The organism is Sphingomonas sp. MMS24-J45 (genome assembly GCF_044881195.1).
Taxonomy (GTDB): domain Bacteria; phylum Pseudomonadota; class Alphaproteobacteria; order Sphingomonadales; family Sphingomonadaceae; genus Sphingomonas.
Window position 1 is genome coordinate 2,502,043 of sequence record NZ_CP173255.1, and the last position, 17,974, is coordinate 2,520,016.

A 17,974-nucleotide genomic window follows, 5' to 3' on the forward strand; every position below is an offset into this window, starting at 1 on the left:
AAGGGGACGCTCTAATGGCCGCACGCGCCTATTGGCAGGGACAGATAAGGCTGGCTCTGGTGTCTATTCCGGTCGAAATCTATTCGGCGACGAAATCAGGCGCGGCCGTCAGCTTCAAGCAAATCCACGAACCCACCGGCAAGCCGATCCATTACGACAAGGTCGTCACCGGGGTCGGCCCGGTCGATACCGATGAGATCATGAAGGGGTTCGAATATGAAAAGGGCTCCTACGTCCTGCTCGAACAGGACGAGATCGACGCGGTAAAGCTCGAATCCAAGAAGACGCTCGAATTGACGCAATTCGTCGATGCGAGCGAGATCGACGTGCTGTATTACGAAAAGCCCTATTTCGTGGTCCCCGCCGACGATCTGGCCGAGGAAGCGTTCATCGTGCTGCGCGAGGCGCTGCGGCGGACCAAGAAGGTCGGGCTTGGCCAGCTTGCGATGCGCGGGCGCGAATATGTCGTCAGCCTTAAGCCGTGCGGGCGCGGCATGGTTCTGGAAACGCTGCGCTACGCCGATGAGGTCAACAAGGCACAAGGCTATTTCCGCGACATTCCGGACGACAAGCCCGACGACGATCTGATGGATCTGGCCGAGGCGCTGATCGAAAAGAAGACTGCGGCGTTTCACCCGCAGGATTTTCACGATCGCTACGTCGACGCTTTGCGCGACCTGATCGAGCGCAAGCGCAAGTCGAAGGGCGGCAAGATCATCGAGGACAAAGGCGACGATGCGCCCGCGAAGGGATCGAACGTCGTCGATCTGATGGCGGCGCTGAAGAAGTCGATGGGGTCCGCCGACGCCAAGCCCGCCGCGAAAAAGGCCCCCGCCAAGCGCGCCCCGGCCAAGAAACGTGCCTGAGTCCTCTCTCTTCCTCCCCTCCCTGGAAGGGAGGGGCTGGGGGTGGGTCGGCCTGTTGTCGCGCGGCCCCGCCAGCCTCACACGAACCCACCCCCAACCCCTCCCTTTCAGGGAGGGGAGCAGATGACCACCGACCCGCTCGCCCGCTACAACGCAAAGCGCGATTTCGCGAAGACGGCGGAGCCGGCGGGAACACTCGAACCCGGCCACGGCAACCGCTTCATCGTGCAGAAGCACGACGCCAGCCGGCTGCATTGGGATTTCCGGCTGGAGGTGGACGGCGTGCTGAAAAGCTGGGCGGTCACGCGCGGACCCTCGATCGACCCGGACCAGAAGCGCCTTGCGGTCCGCACCGAGGACCATCCGCTGTCCTATGCCGATTTCGAAGGCACGATCCCGGCGGGCGAATATGGCGGCGGCACGGTGATGCTGTGGGACAGCGGCACCTGGTCCCCGATTGCGGGCAAGAGTGCCAAAGACATCGACAAGGGCCACCTCCACTTCGTGCTCGATGGCCAGCGGATGAAGGGCGAATGGATCCTGATCCGCCTGAAGCCGCGCGGGAAAGAAAAAGGCGAGAACTGGCTGCTGCGCAAGGTCGAGGATGCCGAGAGCGGCGGCACCGATACGCTGGTCGAAACGGGCCTGACGAGTGTGACCACCGGTCGCACGATGGCGGAGATCGCCGAGGGCAAGAAACCCAAATCCTCCCCCGGGAACCGGGGGAGGGGGACCGTGAGCATTCCGCGAACGGTGGAGGGGGGCCACAAGCGTGGCGCTCTTGGCGAGGCCCCCTCCACCACTCGGCTGAAGAAGCCGAGTGAGTACCCCTCCCCGGTTCCCGGGGGAGGATTTAGGGAACCCCAGCTCTGCACCCTCGTCGACTCAGTCCCGACCGGCAGCCAATGGCTGCACGAGGTGAAATACGACGGCTATCGCGCGCTGATCGCTGTCGCGAAGGGCAAGGCGACGGTCTACACCCGCTCCGGCCTCGATTGGACTGACAAGTTTCAGGCGATCGCGGATGCCGTCGCAAAACTGCCGGTCAAAACCGCCTTGCTCGACGGCGAGATTGTCGCGTTCAAGGACGGCAAGCCCGATTTCTCGACGCTCAAGAATGCCATCTCCGAGGGGCGCGCCATGACGTTCTTCGCTTTCGACCTGCTAGAGCTGGATGGCGAGGATCTGACCGGTCTCGCCAACCTCGTGCGGAAAGAGCGGCTCGCGCCGCTGATCGACGGCAAGGACCCGCGCGTCCGATATTCCGACCACATCATCGGCCAGGGCGAGCAATTGTTCGAGACGATGTGCCGCGAAGGCTATGAGGGCGTCGTCTCGAAACGCGCCGACGCGCCGTACCGCGGCAAGCGCACCCAGGCGTGGCTCAAGATCAAATGCACGCAGCGCCAAGAATTTGTCATCGTCGGCTGGACGCCCAGCGCGAAGTCGCGCGGGTTTGCGTCGTTGCTGCTCGGGCTGAATGGCCCCGACGGGCTGGTCTATGCGGGCAAGGTCGGCACCGGGTTCGGCACCGCGACGATGCTCGATTTGCAGGAGCGCCTTGCCAAGATCGAGCGCAAGACCCCGACCGTCACCGCGCCGCGCGCGGCGGTGCGGGGCGCGCATTGGGTGACGCCGAAGCTGGTCGCCGAAGTCGCCTATGCCGAAACCACCCCCGACGGCGTGCTGCGCCATTCGAGCTTCCTCGGCCTGCGCGAGGACAAGGCGGCGTCGGAGGTGATGGCGGAGAAACCGATCGCGCTCGACACGCCCGAAATCCATATCAAGGTCAGCAACCGCGACCGCGTGATCTTCCCCGAATTGAACGTCACCAAGGGCGAACTGGCCGATTATTACGCTCAGGTCTCCCCGATCATGCTGCCCTGGGCGGCCAACCGCCCGATCAGCCTGGTGCGCTGCCCGCAAGGCCGCGCCAAGGCCTGTTTCTTCCAGAAGCACGACGCCGGCAGCTTTCAGGGCGAACATGTCCACAAGGTGCCGATCCGCGAAAAAGACGGGTCGAGCGAAGACTATCTCTACGTCGACGATGCCAATGGGCTGGTGGCCTGCGTACAGATGGGCACGATCGAGTTTCACGGCTGGGGCTCCTCGGTCGCGACGCTCGAACAGCCCGATCGCATGGTGTTCGACCTCGATCCGGATGAAGGCCTTGGCTTCGATGTCGTGAAGAAGGCCGCGACCGATCTGAAGGAGCATCTCGCCGAACTGGGCCTGGTCAGCTTCGCGATGCTGTCGGGCGGGAAGGGCGTGCATGTCGTCGTGCCGCTCACCCCCCAGGCGGACTGGCCCGCGGTCAAGGATTTCGCCGATCGCTTTGCCCGCGCGCTGGGCGAGGCGGAGCCGGATCGCTTCGTCGCGACCATGTCCAAGGCGAAGCGCAAGGGCCGCATCTTCATCGACTGGCTGCGCAACCAACGCGGCAGCACGGCGGTGTTGCCCTACGTCGCGCGCGCCCGCGCCGGCGCACCGGTCGCCGCGCCGGTCTCGTGGACCGAGCTGCGCGATATCGAGACCGCCGCGCGCTGGGGCGTGCGCGATGCGGCCGAACTCGTTGCGCGTGCCGCATCGCGTGATCTTGCCGGTTGGGGCATGGCGGATCAGGTACTGCCCGATATCTGATACGCGATTTCCACGGTTGCACCTGCGAAGCGATTGTGGCCATGTCGGCTTGAGCGGCACGGACCCGGGAATTTCGATTGGCCACAGCGCCTGCACCATCGTTGCTGGACCCGGCCACGCACGCCGCGCGCTGGATCGCGGAATATCGTGCGCGCACGCTGAAGGGCGACGTGCTCGCGATGAGCGACGATCCGGCGTGGAGCACGATGTTCGAGGAACTTGCCGCGGTGGCTGGCGACGATCTCGGCCAGGCCCGCGAACGTGTCCAGCGCCATGCCGAGGATATCGGCACCGGCTTCCGTATTATCGGGGAAAGCGAGGAGCGGCCGTGGCCGCTGTCGCCGATCCCGCTGATGATCGCGGCCGAGGAATGGCGCACCATCGCGGCCGGGATCGTGCAACGCGCCGATCTGCTCGAGCACGTCATCGCCGATCTTTATGGCGACGCGAAACTGGTCGAACGCGGGCTGATCCCGGCGGCATTGGTCGGCGGGTCGCCCTTCTTCCTGCGCCCGATGCAGGGGCTGGTGCCCTCGGGCGGGCATCATCTGCAATTCATCGCGGTCGATCTCGGGCGCGGGCCAGATGGCGAATGGCGCGTGCTGGCCGACCATCTGCGCAGCCCGGCGGGGGCGGGCTATGCGCTCGAAAACCGCCTCGCGATCGCGCGCACGCTCGACGGTTTGCAGGCGCGCCTCAACGTGCAGCGCCACGCATCCTTCTTCGCGGCATTCCGCGATGGCCTCGCCGCCGCCTGTCGCCGGGTCGAGCCGCGCATCGGCCTGCTGACGCCGGGCCGCTATTCCGCCAGTTATGCCGAACAGGCGCACCTCGCGCGCTATCTCGGTTTTTTGCTGGTCGAGGGGGCCGATCTCGCCGCGCTGGAGGACAAGCTCTACGTCCGCACGATCGGCGGGCTGAAGCGCGTCGATGCCCTGTGGCACCGCGTCGACCCGCGCCTGCTCGATCCGCTGGCGTTCGATTCGCATTCGCACATCGGCGTCGCGGGGCTGATCGACGCGACTGCGGCAGGCAATGTCGTGCTTGCCAACACGGCGGGGGCGGGGGTGCTCGAATCGCCCGCGTTCGGGGCGTTCCTGCCGCGGCTGTGCGTGCGAGAGACGGGCAAGGATCTCATCCTGCCCAATATCGCGACCTGGTGGTGCGGGCAGGATCAGGCGTGCGCCAGCGTGCGCGAGGATTTCGATCACCTGCTGATCGGCTCTGCCTTCGGTGTGGCGCCGCTCGGTCTGCCGGACGGGATCGCCGTGGCCGGCGCCGATCTCTCCGGGCAAGCGCGCGCGGCGCTGCTCGACGACATGACGCGCCGCCCGCAGGATTATGTCGGGCAGGAAATCGTGCGCCTGTCGACCATGCCGGTCGTCACCGACAGCGGCCTCGCCGCGCGCCCCTTCACCTTGCGCGTGTTCGCCGCGCGCGGTGCCGATGGGAAGTGGACGGTGCTCCCCGGCGGCTTCGCGCGCATCGCCGAACATCCCGATCCCCGCGCGTCGGTGATGGGCGAGGGGTGCTGGTCGGCCGATGTCGTGGTGCATGGCGGAGAGGAAGTTGCGCCGATCTCGCTGCTGCCCCCGCCGATACCGTGCATGTCCGGCGCAACCCCGGCACGCTCCCCAGCCGCGTCGCCGACAATTTCTTCTGGCTCGGGCGTTACCTCGAACGCGGCGAGGCACTGCTCGGCGTGATCCGCGTGATGCTCGGCAATTCGATCGATGCCGATGCCGGCGCTGCATTGGCACCGGAAACGGTCGGGCGCTTGGTCGCTCTCGTGGTCAATGCTGGCGGCGCGCCACACCCGCCGTCGCTGCGCCGATCCGATCTGTCCGCTTTCGCGCGCACCGCGATGGAGGATGGCAACTGGCACAGCGTCCGCGCGATCAATCGCCTCGCGCGCGGGATTGGAAAGGGCTCGCGGGATCGGCTTGCGGCGGATGTCGTGCGGCTGCTCGACGCGCCCTATCCCACCAAGGGCGGGATGCTCGATCGCGCCGGATCGCTGCAGCGCCGCTATGCCGCTTTGTCGGGCCTGTCGGCGGAGCATATGGGGCGCACCGCCGCGTGGCGTTTCCACGATCTCGGGCGTCGGCTGGAGCGCGCCCAGACCGTGACGCGCGCCGTCCGCGCGTTCGGCATGGCGCAGGCGAGCCTTGATGATCTCTCCACCTTGCTCGATCTGGCGGACAGCCAGATCAGCTATCGCCAGCGTTATCTGACCGGCATCGCGCGCGTTCCCGTGGTGGATCTCGTCGCGCTCGACCCCGGCAATCCGCGCTCGCTCGCCTTCCAGATCTGCCGGATTTGCGAGCATTTGGCCGCGCTGCCGGTGCTGGAAGATGACGGGATGGAGGAGCCGCAACAGGCTCAGGGCACGGTGCTGACCGCAATCGTCTCGACCGCGACCGCCGCGACGCTCGATGCGGAGGTGTTGGGCGATGTCGAGCGGCGGCTGTTTCAGCTCTCCGAGGCGATTGCCCGGCGGTACTTCCTGCAAGGCGCGGAACCGCTGCGGGCGGCAGGGATGACTTTGGCATGAGGGATTTTGCGGTGCGCTGGATCAGCCTTTCTCCCCTCCCTGGAAGGGAGGGGCTGGGGGTGGGTCGGCCGGTTGGGAACGCCGTCCTCTCCCCATACCAACCCACCCCCAACCCCTCCCTTTCAGGGAGGGGAGGCAGAAGATGATCTACGACATCCGCCACATCACGCGCTTCGATTACGGCGCGAACGTCAAATTTGCCCGCTGCAACCTTCGCCTCAAGCCGATCCATTGGTCGGGCCAGGATCTGCTCGATTACAAACTCACCATCTCGCCCTCGGGCCGGGTCTCCCCCGCGCGAGCGGAAGCTGGCCTCGCCAATGTCATGCGGATGGTGGTCGATGAGCCTGTCCGCCACCTCACGATCGAAAGCGTTTCGCGGATCGCGGTCGATCGCCCGGTGCCGATGCCGTCGAACGGATCGCCCGCGCTGGCCGAAATCGCCGCCGCCGCGCGCGCCAGCCGCGATCCGTCGCCGGCTGGCCCCGCCAATTACCTCTTCCCCTCGCCGCTGATCCCGCTCGACCGCGATATCGCCGAGTGGTGCGCGCAGGATTTGCAGCCCGATCGCCCGGCGCTCGACGCCGCGATCGCGCTCGCGCAGCGCATCCAGAACGATTTCGCGTTCGATCGGACCGCCACTCTGGTCGACACCCCCCCGCACGAAGCCTTCCTGAAGCGCGGCGGCGTGTGTCAGGATTTCGCGCAGATCATGATTACGGGCCTGCGCGCGGCGGGCCTGCCCGCGGCCTACGCCTCGGGCTATATCCGCACGATCCCGCCACCGGGGCAGGCGCGGCTGGTCGGGGCCGACGCGACGCACGCCTGGGTATTGCTGTGGTGCGGGGCCGAGCTCGGCTGGGTCGGGGTCGATCCGACCAACGGCATCTGGATGGCGGGCGACCATATCGTCATGGCGATCGGCCGCGATTACGGCGAAATCGCACCGATCGACGGCGTGGTGCTGGGGTCCAGCGCGCAAAAGATGGATGTCAGCGTCGATGTCGCGCCTGTGCTGGAAATGGTGGGGTAGGGGACTTCGAATCGGCGGATTGCGGACGGTTGATCCACGGCGTCTGCATTTCGGCCTGATAGTATTGCCCCATGCCTCAGCGGAATTTCAGGATCATCTCAGTTGCAGTGCCATGGGCGATGTGCACGATTGTCCCGTCGCTGATTTTTGGAGTTCTCCTCGGGCAGTGGGGAACGAACCTAATTTGGGGTCATGTTTTCGGCTTCGGCTGGTTTTTAGCGCAAACTTATTATGGGCCAGAGGGGTGGCGCACCGCCGCCGCCATCGGCGTTTTCGTGTGGCCCCCGATCATACTTCTGGCGCTCTTCTGCATTAGCGGGATCATTTGGCGGTCAGGTAACGCAAATAGAAGGCGGGCGTTTGCGTGGACCGTCGCGCTATCCGGCGCGCCTGTTGTGCCCGCGCAAACCGTCGCAGCGCTTTATAGTGGGGTTCGGGTCCCTGCCGATTTCAATATGCTTTGGAACGGCTACTAACATCCGCAATTGGGGCGCAATGCGCGTTCTGTCCTACGTCCCCAGCTCTATGCTATTATTACGCATGATCCGCTCGCCGATCACGATCAAATCGCTGCCGCCCACCCCGCAACACCCCCCGATGGTGCGACTCAAGTGTGACGTTATGCGTATCACTAATATAACACACCTATCGCGCACCGCCGCGTTGCACTCCGCCGCGCGATCCCCCAAATAGGCGGCACAGGACATTGGGGTACAACGTGGCCGATCCGTATACGACATTGGGCGTCGCCCGCACCGCGACCGAGGCGGAGATCAAGAAGGCGTATCGCAAGCTCGCCAAGGAGCTGCATCCCGACAAGAATAAGGACAATCCCAAGGCGAGCGACCGCTTCAGCGCGGTGACCAACGCCTATGATCTGCTCAACGACAAGGACAAGCGCGCCCGCTTCGATCGCGGCGAGATCGACGGCGACGGCAACCCGACTTCGCCGTTCGGCTTCGGCGGTGGCGGCGGCAACCCCGGCGGCTTCCGACCCGGCCCCGGCGGCGGCGGGTTCCAGTCCGATGGCCCCGATCTCAGCGATATCTTCGAAAACATGTTTTCGAGCACCGGGCGCGGCGGCTTCACCGGCGGCTTCGGGCGGTCGCGGGAGAAGGGCGGCAACATTCTCTACAAGCTCGACGTGTCCTTCGTCGACGCGGTGACCGCCAAGCCGCAGCGGATCACGCTCGGCGATGGCAAGACGATCGACCTCAAGCTTCCCGCCGGTCTCGAAAGCGGCGCGCAGATGCGCCTGGCGGGCAAGGGGCAGCCGGGGCCGGGCGGCAATGGCGACGGCATCGTCACGCTCACCGTCCTGCCGCATCGTTTCTTCGAACGATCGGGCGACGACGTGCGGCTCGATCTGCCGATCAGCCTGTCCGAAGCCGTACTGGGCGCCAGTGTCCGCGTACCGACGCCCGAGGGGACGGTGATGCTGACCGTCCCCAAGGGCTCGACCTCAGGCAAGGTGCTTCGGCTGCGCGGGCGCGGGTTCCACCGCAAGGATGGCACGCGTGGTGATCAGCTGGTCACGCTGATGGTCGATCTGCCGGTCGGCGACGATGCGCTGGTCGAATTCGTGACCGGCTGGAAAGACAAGGACTTGCGGAACCCGCGCGACGGGCTGGGCGTCTGACTCCGACAAGGAGCGTCACGTCGATGAGCAATATTTCCCCCGTCTCGCCCGAGGAGCGCGCCGCGCATGGCGAAGCGGGGGTACGGCCCGACGACGTGCCCCCCGCGGTGCGGCTGCCGACACGGGCGTGGCAGGTGCTGCGCCGCGTGGTGATCGGGGTGTTCTCGGATGGCTTCATCCACGCCGGCAACCTCGCCTATCTTGCGCTTCTCACGGTGTTCCCGTTCTTCATCCTCGCCGCCGCGATCGCGTCGCTGGTGGGGCAGAGTGAAGAGACGCAGCGCGCGGTTGCATCTTTCCTCCACGTCCTGCCGCCGAACGTCGGCACGCTGCTCGAGAAGCCGATCCATGACGTGCTCGCCGCGCGCACTGGATCGCTGCTGTGGGTCGGCGCGCTCGTCGCCTTGTGGTCGGTCGGCAGTTTCGTCGAGACGATCCGCGATATCTTCCGGCGGGCGTACGGCGTCAAATCGAACAAGCCATTCTGGCATTATCGGCTGAGCTCCATGCTCGTGATCATCGTCTCGGTGGTTGTCGCGCTCTTTTCGTTCCTCGTGCAGGGCGTGCTGACCGCGGCGGAGCGTTTCATCTATGCGCTGCTGCCCTTTGCGCAGGATATTGCCGGGTGGATCGGCCTGTCGCGCGTCGTGCCGGGCCTCGTCATGTTCATCGCTTTGTATATGCTGTTCTTTTCGGTCACGCCGTCGAAGTACCGGTTGAGCAAATGCCCGAAATGGCCGGGCGCCTTGTTCACCGCCGCCTGGTGGGTGTCGATCACCGCGCTGCTCCCGATCATCCTGTCGTCGCTGTCCGATTACAGCCTCACCTATGGCAGCTTGGCGGGGGTGATCGTAGCGCTGCTGTTCTTCTTTCTGGTGGGGCTGGGCATCGTCTTTGGTGCGCATTTGAACGCGGCACTGGCGGAACCCCCCGAACCGGGAGTAGAGAGCCAGCACGATCTATAGGAGTACAGGCTGGCGTGACGGAATTGATGGCAGGCAAACGCGGGCTGATCATGGGCCTTGCAAACGATCGCTCGCTCGCCTGGGGCATTGCCAAGAAGCTCAGCGAAGCGGGGGCGGAACTTGCGTTCAGCTATCAGGGCGAGGCGATGGAAAAGCGCGTGCGTCCGCTCGCCGAGCAATTGGGCGTGGCGCGCCTGTTCGATTGCGACGTGTCCAATATGGACGCGCTCGACGCGACCTTCGCGGCGCTCGCGGTGGAGTGGCCGACGATCGATTTCGTCGTCCATGCGATCGGTTTTTCCGATAAGAACGAGCTGCGCGGCGGCTATGTCGACACCACGCTCGACAATTTCCTGATGACGATGAACATCTCGGTCTATTCGTTTGTAGCGGTGGCGCAGCGGGCGGCCAAGATGATGCCGAATGGCGGATCGCTGCTCACGCTCAGCTATTATGGCGCTGAGAAGGTCATCCCGCATTACAACGTCATGGGCGTGGCGAAGGCCGCGCTCGAGACCAGCGTGCAATATCTCGCGGTCGATCTGGGCCGCGACAATATCCGCGTCAACGCGATCTCGGCCGGGCCGATCAAGACGCTCGCGGCGAGCGGGATCGGCGACTTCCGCCTGATCCTGAAGTGGAACGAGCTGAACTCGCCCTTGAAGCGCAACGTGACGATCGAGGATGTCGGTGGCGCAGGGCTCTATTTGCTGAGCGAGCTGTCGAGCGGCGTGACGGGCGAAACGCACCATGTCGATGCCGGCTATCATGTGATCGGTATGAAGGCCGAAGACGCGCCGGACATCGCGCTGGCCTGATGAGCCACAATAGCTTCGGCCACCTCTTCCGCTTCACCACCTGGGGCGAATCGCACGGTCCCGCGATCGGTGCGGTGGTGGACGGCTGCCCGCCGGGGATTGAGATCAGCGAGCGCGATATCCAGCCCTTCCTCGATCAGCGCCGCCCTGGCACCTCGCGCTTCACGACGCAGCGGCAGGAGCCCGACCAGGTCCGCATCTTGTCGGGCGTGTTCGAGGGGCGCACGACCGGCACGCCGATCAGCCTGATGATCGAGAATGTCGACCAGCGATCAAAGGATTACAGCGAGGTCGCCAAAGCCTATCGCCCCGGCCATGCCGATTACGCCTATGACGCCAAATACGGCTTTCGCGATTATCGCGGTGGCGGGCGGTCCTCGGCGCGCGAGACGGCGTCGCGGGTAGCGGCGGGCGCGGTCGCGCGGCTCGTCATCCCCGAGGTGACGATCACGGCTTTTGTCGAGGCGATTGGCGGCGATGCGATCAATCCCGCCAATTTCGACGCGGCCGAGATCGACCGCAATCCCTTCTTCTGTCCCGATGCGGAGGCTGCCGCGCGTTGGGAGGGGCTGGTCGATGCAGCGCGCAAGGCCGGGTCGTCGCTCGGGGCGGTAATCGGTTGCGTCGCGACCGGAGTGCCTGCTGGCTGGGGCGCACCGCTCTACGCCAAGCTTGATGCCGATCTGGCTTCGGCGTGCATGGGCATTAACGCAGTCAAAGGTGTCGAGATTGGCGACGGCTTCGCGGCAGCGACGCTGCGCGGCGAGGACAATGCCGATCCGATGCGGCCGGGCACCGATGGTCCCGAATTCCTCGCTAACCACGCCGGCGGCATCGCGGGCGGCATCTCGACCGGGCAGCCAATCACGCTGCGGGTCGCGTTCAAGCCGACCTCCTCGATCCTGACCCCGGTCGAGACGATCGACCGTGAGGGGCTCGCGACCGAGATCATGACAAAGGGGCGGCACGACCCCTGTGTCGGTATTCGGGGCGCGCCGGTAGTGGCTGCAATGGTCGCGCTGGTATTGGCCGACCATAAGCTGCGACAACGCGGACAAGTCGGCTAATCAGTCAAAGCGTTCATTTGGTAAGATAAAGGTCGCGCCCGAAGGTCAATCGGTGCGTTGATACTTGCGGCCTCCAAGGAGGTCATTCTACCAAAAGGATCAATTTCATGCGTATCGCACTTTTGACTGGCCTCGCCATTGCGACGCTCTCGACGGCAGCTCTTGCCCAGACCACCACACCGGCGCCCGGCGCTCCCCAGACCATGCCGACGCCGACTACGACGCCGGTCCCGCCAAGCACGACGCCCGATCCGGTCGCGACGCCGGACCCGATGGCAACCCCCGCCCCGTCTCCGACCGACTCGACGATGACCACGCAGACGCCGAGTGACACGACGACCACGACCGACACGGCGACGACCAAGAAGAAGACCAAGAAGCGACCGATGTAATCGGCGTCAGGTCCCAATCCGATTGGCCCCGGCCCTGCACGCGCAGGGCCGGGGCTTTTCGCATCAGTCGGCGAAGGGATCCCGCACTAGGATGGTGTCTTCGCGCTCCGGGCTGGTCGATACCAAGGCAACCGGGCAACGAATCAGCTCTTCGATCCGGCGGATATATTTAATCGCCTGTGCGGGCAGGTCGGCCCAACTCCGTGCGCCCGCCGTCGTTTCCTGCCAGCCCGGCATCGTTTCGTAGATTGGCACGACCTCAGCCTGATCGGCGGCATGGGCCGGGTAATAATCCAGCGTCTCACCGCGCAGGGAATAGCCCGTGCAGATCCGCACTTCGTCAAACCCGTCGAGCACGTCGATCTTGGTCAGCGCGATGCCGGTGATCCCGCCGACCGCCGCCGATTGCCGCACCAGCACCGCATCGAACCAGCCGCAGCGGCGCTTGCGCCCGGTCACCGTGCCGAATTCATGCCCGCGCTCACCAAGCCGCTCGCCGGTCGCGTCCTCGAGCTCGGTCGGGAACGGTCCCGATCCGACGCGCGTCGTATAGGCCTTGGCGATGCCCAACACGAAGCCGACCGCGCTCGGCCCAAGACCCGAACCGCCCGCAGCAGTACCCGAAATCGTGTTCGAGGAGGTGACGAACGGATAGGTCCCATGATCGACGTCGAGCAGCACGCCCTGCGCACCCTCGAACAGGATCCGACGCCCGCGCGCCCGCAGTTCGTTGAGGTCGCGCCATGTCGGCTTGGCGAAGGGCAATACGAACGGTGCAATCTCGCGCAGCTCCGCGATCAGCGCCTCGCGATCGACCGGCGGTTCGCCGAACCCTGCGCGCAGCGCGTCATGGTGCGCGGTCAGCCGGTCAAGCTGCGGCCCCAGCGCGTCGAGGTGCGCCAGGTCACACACGCGGATCGCGCGGCGCCCGACCTTGTCCTCGTATGCCGGACCGATCCCCCGCCGCGTCGTGCCGATCTTGCCCGCGCCGCTCGCATCCTCGCGCAGCGAATCGAGGTCGCGGTGGAACGGCAGGATCAGCGCGCAGGTGTCGGACACCATCAGCGTCTCGGGAGTGATCTCCACGCCTTGCCCGCGCAATTTCTCGACCTCGGCCTTCAGCGCCCACGGATCGAGCACCACGCCATTGCCGATCACCGACGGCGTACCGCGCACGATGCCAGAGGGAAGCAGCGAGAGCTTGTAGACCTTCTCGCCCACGACGAGCGTATGCCCGGCGTTATGCCCACCCTGAAACCGCACGACGACATCGGCGCGCTCGGCGAGCCAGTCGACGATCTTGCCTTTGCCTTCATCGCCCCATTGGGCGCCGATCACTGCTACGTTGGCCACAAGTCCGCCTTTCGGGATGTGCGGGGGAATCGGGCCTCCCCTAGGAAGCGCAAGCGCAAGCGTCCACCCCTTACACTTTGTTACACTTGTTCGTTTGACCCGATTTGTCGCCTCCCATTAGCTGGGTGCGTAACGATTTCGGGAGGTCGCCATGATCCGCTTGCTCTCATTCGTCCTGATCGCCACCATCGCCATCGCGCCAGTCGAAGCGGGCCAGAGACTGCGCGAGCGCATCGCGCAGCGGATGGCGGAGCGCATGGAGGGCAAATCGCAAGAGACGCCCGTGCCCGGCAAGGTCGAGATCGCCTATGGTACGGACTCGCTGCAAAAGCTTGATTTCTGGCGGGCGAAGGGGCCGGATGCGCCGCTGCTGATCTTTGTCCATGGCGGCGGATGGAAGCGCGGCGACAAGTCGAACACCACCGGTGCGGCGAAGGTCTCGCACACGCTGGCCGCAGGCTATGCCTTCGCTTCGATCGACTATCGCCTGGTGCCGCAGGCAACGGTCGAGGAGCAGGCGCAGGATGTCGCCGATGCGGTGGCCGCGCTGCGCGGGCAGGCCGCAAAGCTGGGGTTCGATCCAACTCGGATCGTGCTGATGGGGCATAGCGCGGGCGCGCACCTGGCGGCGCTGGTCGGCACCGATCCACGCTATTTCGCCAAAGCGGGGTTAAAGCCTGACGCGGTGCGCGGCGTCATCCTGCTCGACGGCGCGGCGTACGACGTGCCGCGCCAGATCGCGGAGGGCGGCAACTTCATGCACGACACCTATGTCCAGGCGTTCGGCAGCGACGTGGCCCGGCAAAAGGCGCTGTCTCCGACGTTGCAGGTCGCCGCGCCCAACGCCCCCGATTTCCTGATCCTCCACATCGCGCGCGAGGACGGCACGGCGCAATCGGTCGCGCTCGGCGCGGCGCTGCGTGCGGCGGGCACGCCAGCCGAGGTCAAGGCGGTCGAGGGCAAGGGCTTGCGCGGCCACATGGAAATCAACCGCAAGCTCGGCGAACCCGATTATCCCGCAACCGCTTTGGTCGATGCCTATCTCAAGCGCCGCTTCGCGCGGTAGGTTACGCTTGACTCCAGTGGCGTCGCGACGATGCTGCCCCAAAAAACAGGGGGATGCGGGCAATGTGGCGGACAAAGGTACTTGCGATCTGTGCGATGGCGGTGTTGCTGCCGCTCCCGGCCTTAGCGCAGGACGAGATCGTGGTGACGGCCTCGCGTCGCCAGGAGGGGCCGGCGCAAATCGCCGGGATCGGCATCCGCCGCCGCGCCGATTTCGCGGTACAGCGTGTCACCGTCTATGGCGATGCGCGCGACAAGGACGCGCGGCGCAAGGAAATCCTCGATACGGTGCGCGGTGTCCTTCAGATTGGCGATAAACGCGGGGTGCAGATCGCCTATGGGGACGGCATCATCCAGCCGCTGACGCTCGCCAATTTTGCCGACAAGCTGAAATTGGAGGACGATGACAATCGCGACGATTCGCAGCGGGTGACCTTCTTGATCAAGACGCCGTTGAGCGACGGCAATGCGCTCGCCGCGATCGACCGGCTCAACGGCTTCATCAAGGCCGCCCCGCGTGTCGGGCGCGCGGTCGTCGAGGCCGCGGGGGAGCCCGGCGTTTCGATCGTCGATCCGACGCAGTATCGCGGCCCGATTCTGGCCGCGATTGCTGCCGATGCCACCGCTGCCGCGAAGCAGTTCGGCCCGGACTATGCGGTTGAGGTGAGCGATCTGGCGCGCCCTGTGCAATGGGTCTTAGCCAGCCCGACCGAAGTTCTGCTGTACATCGCCCATGATCTTAAGGTCGTGCCGAAGGACTAGACGCCGCGCGCTTCGCCGTCGGCCAGCACGTGGGTGCAGAGCTGCGCTTCGGGCGTATCGCCTGCCTCCAGCGCGGCAACGGTGACCCAGCCTTCGCCGCGCAGCCGCGCCGCCACGGCCGGATCGGTGCCGAGCGGCACGAACAGGCGGCGGCGGTCGATATCGGCGAGGCCTGCCGCGACGATCGCGTCGGCATAGAGCGAGAAGCCGACTGCTGCTTCTTCCGCGCCGTCTTCATGCAAGATCGTGTAGGTGCCGCCGCGCCCGATCTCGCCACGCAAGCCCCCTGCGAAGATTGAAAAACCGAGCCAGCTCTGGAATTCGAAGCCGTGCCGCTCGGTAGGATCGAGCGTGAGCGCGACACGGCCCTTCAGGCCATCGGCGATCTGCCACAGCGCATCCAGCCGCGAGGTGAGCGCGCCGCCAGCATCGAACGCGCACAGCCGATCGTGCGCCTCGAAGAACGGCCCGGCTGCGGCGATCAGCGGGAGATAGGCGGGCGCGATTGCGGCGACGCCGCCGGCATCCTTGGCATCCAGCCGGTCGCGAAGCGCATCAATCCGCGTTGGATCGACCGGGAAGGGGCCGCTCGCCAGCACGTCGATGAGGTCGGGTAGCGTAAAGTCGATCGATACGTCCGCCACGCCCGCGGCGGTGAGCGCCGCGACCACGACTTCGACGATCTCGCGCGCGGCGGCAACGGTGTCGAGCCCGATCAGCTCGCAGCCGATCTGACGCATCTCGCGCTCCGGCGAGAGTTGCGAGGCGCGCAGCTTCAGCACCGGCCCGGCGTACGACAGCCGCACCGGGCGCGGGTGGTGCGCCATGCGCGTGGCGGCGATCCGGCCGATCTGCGCGGTCATGTCCGGGCGAATCGCCAGCGTTGCCTGGCTGACCGGATCGACGAAGCGCACCGCATCCTGCGCGCGCGCCGCCTTCAACCGACCGGCGAGGCCAGCCTCGAATTCGGCGAGCGCTGGATCGGCGCGCTCGTAACCGTGGCTGTAGGCCGCACCGAGTATGGCCTGTTCAAGCCGTGCCGCTGCATCGGCGAAAGGTGGAAGCCGGTCACGGAAACCGGTGGGGAGGAGAGCGGTGGTCATGCGCGCGCTGTGCCCGAAGCGCGATTGCGGCGAAAGCCGCAAATCGCGCTTCGGGCATCCGGATCAGAACGCCAGGCCCATCACGGTCTTCACGCCAGCCAGCGCGCGGACCTTGGCGATAAGCTCCGGCGTCACCGCATCGTCGACCGAGAGCAGCAGCACCGCCTCGCCCCCGGCCGAGCGGCGGCCGAGGTGGAAGGTGCCGATGTTAACGCCCTGTTCGCCCAGCAGCGAGCCGAGGCGACCGATGAAGCCCGGCGCGTCCTCGTTGACGACGTACAGCATGTGCCCGGCAAGATCGGCCTCGACCTTGATCCCGAACAGTTCGACCAGGCGCGGCGCGGCATCGCCGAACAGCGTGCCGGCGACCGACCGCTCGCCCGCGTCGGTCTTCACCGAAACGCGCAGCAGCGTGTGGTAATCGCCCTCACGCTCGGTGCGCACTTCGCGCACTTCCATGCCGCGCTCCTTGGCGAGCAAGGGCGCGTTGACCATGTTCACCGTGTCGGTCTGCGTGCGTAGGAACCCGGCGAGCACGGCCGACACCATCGGCTTCTGGTTGAGCTCGGCGGCGGCGCCCTCGCTGTGGATCGAGATGCGCGCGATCGACCCCGTCGTGAGCTGCCCGACCAGGCTGCCGAGCTTTTCGGCGAGCGCCATATACGGCTTCAAGCGCGGTGCTTCCTCGGCAGAGAGCGACGGCACGTTGAGCGCGTTGGTGACGCCGCCCGACATCAGATAATCCGACATCTGTTCGGCGACCTGGATCGCGACATTGACTTGCGCTTCGTCGGTCGAGGCACCGAGATGCGGGGTCGAAACGAAATTCGGCGTACCGAACAAGGGCAATTCCTTGGCCGGCTCGGTCACGAACACGTCGAGCGCCGCACCGCCGATATGGCCCGAGTCGAGGCCCGCCTTGAGCGCCGCCTCATCGATCAGCCCGCCGCGCGCGCAGTTGATGATACGCACGCCCTGCTTGGTCTTGGCGAGGTTTTCCGCCGACAGGATGTTGCGCGTCTGGTCGGTCAGCGGCGTGTGGAGCGTGATGAAGTCGGCGCGCGCGAGCAGATCGTCGAGTTCGACCTTCTCCACGCCCAGTTCGACCGCGCGTTCGGGCGACAGGAACGGGTCGAACGCAATCACCTTCATCCTCAGGCCGAGCGCGCGGTCGGCAACGATCGAGCCGATATTGCCCGCGCCGATCAGGCCGAGCGTCTTGCTCGTCACTTCGACGCCCATGAAGCGGTTCTTTTCCCACTTGCCCGCCTGGGTGCTGGCATCGGCTTCGGGAAGCTGCCGAGCGAGGGCGAACATCAGCGCGATGGCGTGTTCGGCGGTGGTGATCGAATTGCCGAACGGCGTGTTCATGACGACCACGCCCTGCGCCGATGCGGCCGGAATATCGACGTTGTCGACGCCGATCCCGGCCCGGCCGATGACTTTCAGGTTGGTCGCGGCGGCGAGGATCGCCTTGGTCACCTTGGTCGAGCTGCGGATCGCGAGACCGTCATATTCGCCGATGATGGCGATCAGTTCTTCGGGCGTCTTGCCCGTGATTTCATCGACCTCGACCCCGCGTTCGCGGAAGATCTGGGCGGCCTTGGGGTCCATTTTGTCGGAGATGAGCACTTTTGGCATGGGAGTTCCTTGTTCGGAAAAGCGTGTGCTCCGGCGCAGGCCGGAGCGCTGGATAGGGAATGCCGGCAGCAGCCAA

Annotated in this window: 13 protein-coding genes and 1 pseudogene; 11 read left to right on the plus strand and 3 right to left on the minus strand. The window is 65.8% G+C overall.

All coding sequences use genetic code 11. The features are described 5' to 3' along the window. Positions 1-14: 14 nt before the first annotated feature. The 9 genes and pseudogenes from AB5I39_RS12145 (at position 15) to AB5I39_RS12185 (ending at position 11,974) form a co-directional block, all read left to right on the plus strand. On the plus strand, positions 15-866 hold the full coding sequence (locus AB5I39_RS12145; protein WP_404367108.1) for a Ku protein: 852 nt from the start codon (positions 15-17) through the stop codon (positions 864-866). 123 nt (positions 867-989) lie between these two features. Beyond that, entirely contained in the window at positions 990-3,506 is a 2,517-nt protein-coding gene (gene ligD, locus AB5I39_RS12150) for a DNA ligase D (RefSeq protein WP_404367111.1), read from the plus strand. A gap of 77 nt (positions 3,507-3,583) precedes the next feature. Further along, positions 3,584-6,060, plus strand: a pseudogene (locus AB5I39_RS12155) (circularly permuted type 2 ATP-grasp protein). A 142-nt stretch (positions 6,061-6,202) separates the two neighbouring features. Continuing rightward, positions 6,203-7,093 (plus strand): transglutaminase domain-containing protein, encoded by an 891-nt coding sequence (locus AB5I39_RS12160; protein ID WP_404367114.1) that lies wholly within the window; start codon positions 6,203-6,205, stop codon positions 7,091-7,093. Between the two features lie 718 nt (positions 7,094-7,811). Further along, a complete protein-coding gene (locus tag AB5I39_RS12165; RefSeq protein WP_404367117.1) occupies positions 7,812-8,732 on the plus strand; it encodes a DnaJ C-terminal domain-containing protein in 921 nt (306 codons plus the stop codon). Positions 8,733-8,755: 23 nt separating this feature from the next. Next, a complete protein-coding gene (locus tag AB5I39_RS12170) occupies positions 8,756-9,697 on the plus strand; it encodes a YihY/virulence factor BrkB family protein (protein WP_404367120.1) in 942 nt (313 codons plus the stop codon). Between the two features lie 14 nt (positions 9,698-9,711). Next, the gene (gene fabI, locus AB5I39_RS12175; RefSeq protein ID WP_404367122.1) at positions 9,712-10,515 is read left to right on the plus strand and encodes an enoyl-ACP reductase FabI; all 804 of its coding nucleotides are present in this window, start codon (positions 9,712-9,714) and stop codon (positions 10,513-10,515) included. Further along, the gene (gene aroC, locus AB5I39_RS12180) at positions 10,515-11,582 is read left to right on the plus strand and encodes a chorismate synthase (RefSeq protein WP_404367125.1); all 1,068 of its coding nucleotides are present in this window, start codon (positions 10,515-10,517) and stop codon (positions 11,580-11,582) included. The genes fabI and aroC overlap by 1 nt, the downstream gene beginning before the upstream one ends. A gap of 107 nt (positions 11,583-11,689) precedes the next feature. After that, the gene (locus AB5I39_RS12185) at positions 11,690-11,974 is read left to right on the plus strand and encodes a hypothetical protein (protein ID WP_404367128.1); all 285 of its coding nucleotides are present in this window, start codon (positions 11,690-11,692) and stop codon (positions 11,972-11,974) included. Between the two features lie 63 nt (positions 11,975-12,037). Here AB5I39_RS12185 and AB5I39_RS12190 read toward each other — a convergent pair whose 3' ends face one another. After that, positions 12,038-13,327 (minus strand): adenylosuccinate synthase, encoded by a 1,290-nt coding sequence (locus AB5I39_RS12190; RefSeq protein WP_404367131.1) that lies wholly within the window; start codon positions 13,325-13,327, stop codon positions 12,038-12,040. 256 nt (positions 13,328-13,583) lie between these two features. Here AB5I39_RS12190 and AB5I39_RS12195 point away from each other — a divergent pair, with 256 nt between their 5' ends. Together AB5I39_RS12195 and AB5I39_RS12200 are read left to right on the plus strand one after the other, a co-directional pair. Further along, a complete protein-coding gene (locus AB5I39_RS12195; protein WP_404374135.1) occupies positions 13,584-14,393 on the plus strand; it encodes an alpha/beta fold hydrolase in 810 nt (269 codons plus the stop codon). A gap of 62 nt (positions 14,394-14,455) precedes the next feature. After that, complete coding sequence (locus AB5I39_RS12200) at positions 14,456-15,154, plus strand: TonB-dependent receptor (protein ID WP_404367134.1); 699 nt, start codon at positions 14,456-14,458, stop codon at positions 15,152-15,154. Here the strand turns inward: AB5I39_RS12200 and AB5I39_RS12205 are convergent. Together AB5I39_RS12205 and serA are read right to left on the minus strand one after the other, a co-directional pair. After that, the gene (locus AB5I39_RS12205; protein ID WP_404367136.1) at positions 15,151-16,257 is read right to left on the minus strand and encodes an ATP phosphoribosyltransferase regulatory subunit; all 1,107 of its coding nucleotides are present in this window, start codon (positions 16,255-16,257) and stop codon (positions 15,151-15,153) included. The genes AB5I39_RS12200 and AB5I39_RS12205 overlap by 4 nt on opposite strands. Positions 16,258-16,320: 63 nt before the next feature. After that, on the minus strand, positions 16,321-17,898 hold the full coding sequence (serA, locus tag AB5I39_RS12210; RefSeq protein WP_404367139.1) for a phosphoglycerate dehydrogenase: 1,578 nt from the start codon (positions 17,896-17,898) through the stop codon (positions 16,321-16,323). Positions 17,899-17,974 lie beyond the last annotated feature (76 nt).

Bases quoted from the DNA above. Each gene is read 5' to 3' on its own strand.
- AB5I39_RS12145 (WP_404367108.1), top strand. From the start codon at position 15: ATGGCCGCACGCGCCTATTGGCAGGGACAGATAAGGCTGGCTCTGGTG.
- ligD (WP_404367111.1), top strand. From the start codon at position 990: ATGACCACCGACCCGCTCGCCCGCTACAACGCAAAGCGCGATTTCGCG.
- AB5I39_RS12160 (WP_404367114.1), top strand. From the start codon at position 6,203: ATGATCTACGACATCCGCCACATCACGCGCTTCGATTACGGCGCGAAC.
- AB5I39_RS12170 (WP_404367120.1), top strand. From the start codon at position 8,756: ATGAGCAATATTTCCCCCGTCTCGCCCGAGGAGCGCGCCGCGCATGGC.
- aroC (WP_404367125.1), top strand. From the start codon at position 10,515: ATGAGCCACAATAGCTTCGGCCACCTCTTCCGCTTCACCACCTGGGGC.
- AB5I39_RS12185 (WP_404367128.1), top strand. From the start codon at position 11,690: ATGCGTATCGCACTTTTGACTGGCCTCGCCATTGCGACGCTCTCGACG.
- AB5I39_RS12195 (WP_404374135.1), top strand. From the start codon at position 13,584: ATGGAGGGCAAATCGCAAGAGACGCCCGTGCCCGGCAAGGTCGAGATC.
- AB5I39_RS12200 (WP_404367134.1), top strand. From the start codon at position 14,456: ATGTGGCGGACAAAGGTACTTGCGATCTGTGCGATGGCGGTGTTGCTG.
- AB5I39_RS12205 (WP_404367136.1), bottom strand. From the start codon at position 16,257: ATGACCACCGCTCTCCTCCCCACCGGTTTCCGTGACCGGCTTCCACCT.
- serA (WP_404367139.1), bottom strand. From the start codon at position 17,898: ATGCCAAAAGTGCTCATCTCCGACAAAATGGACCCCAAGGCCGCCCAG.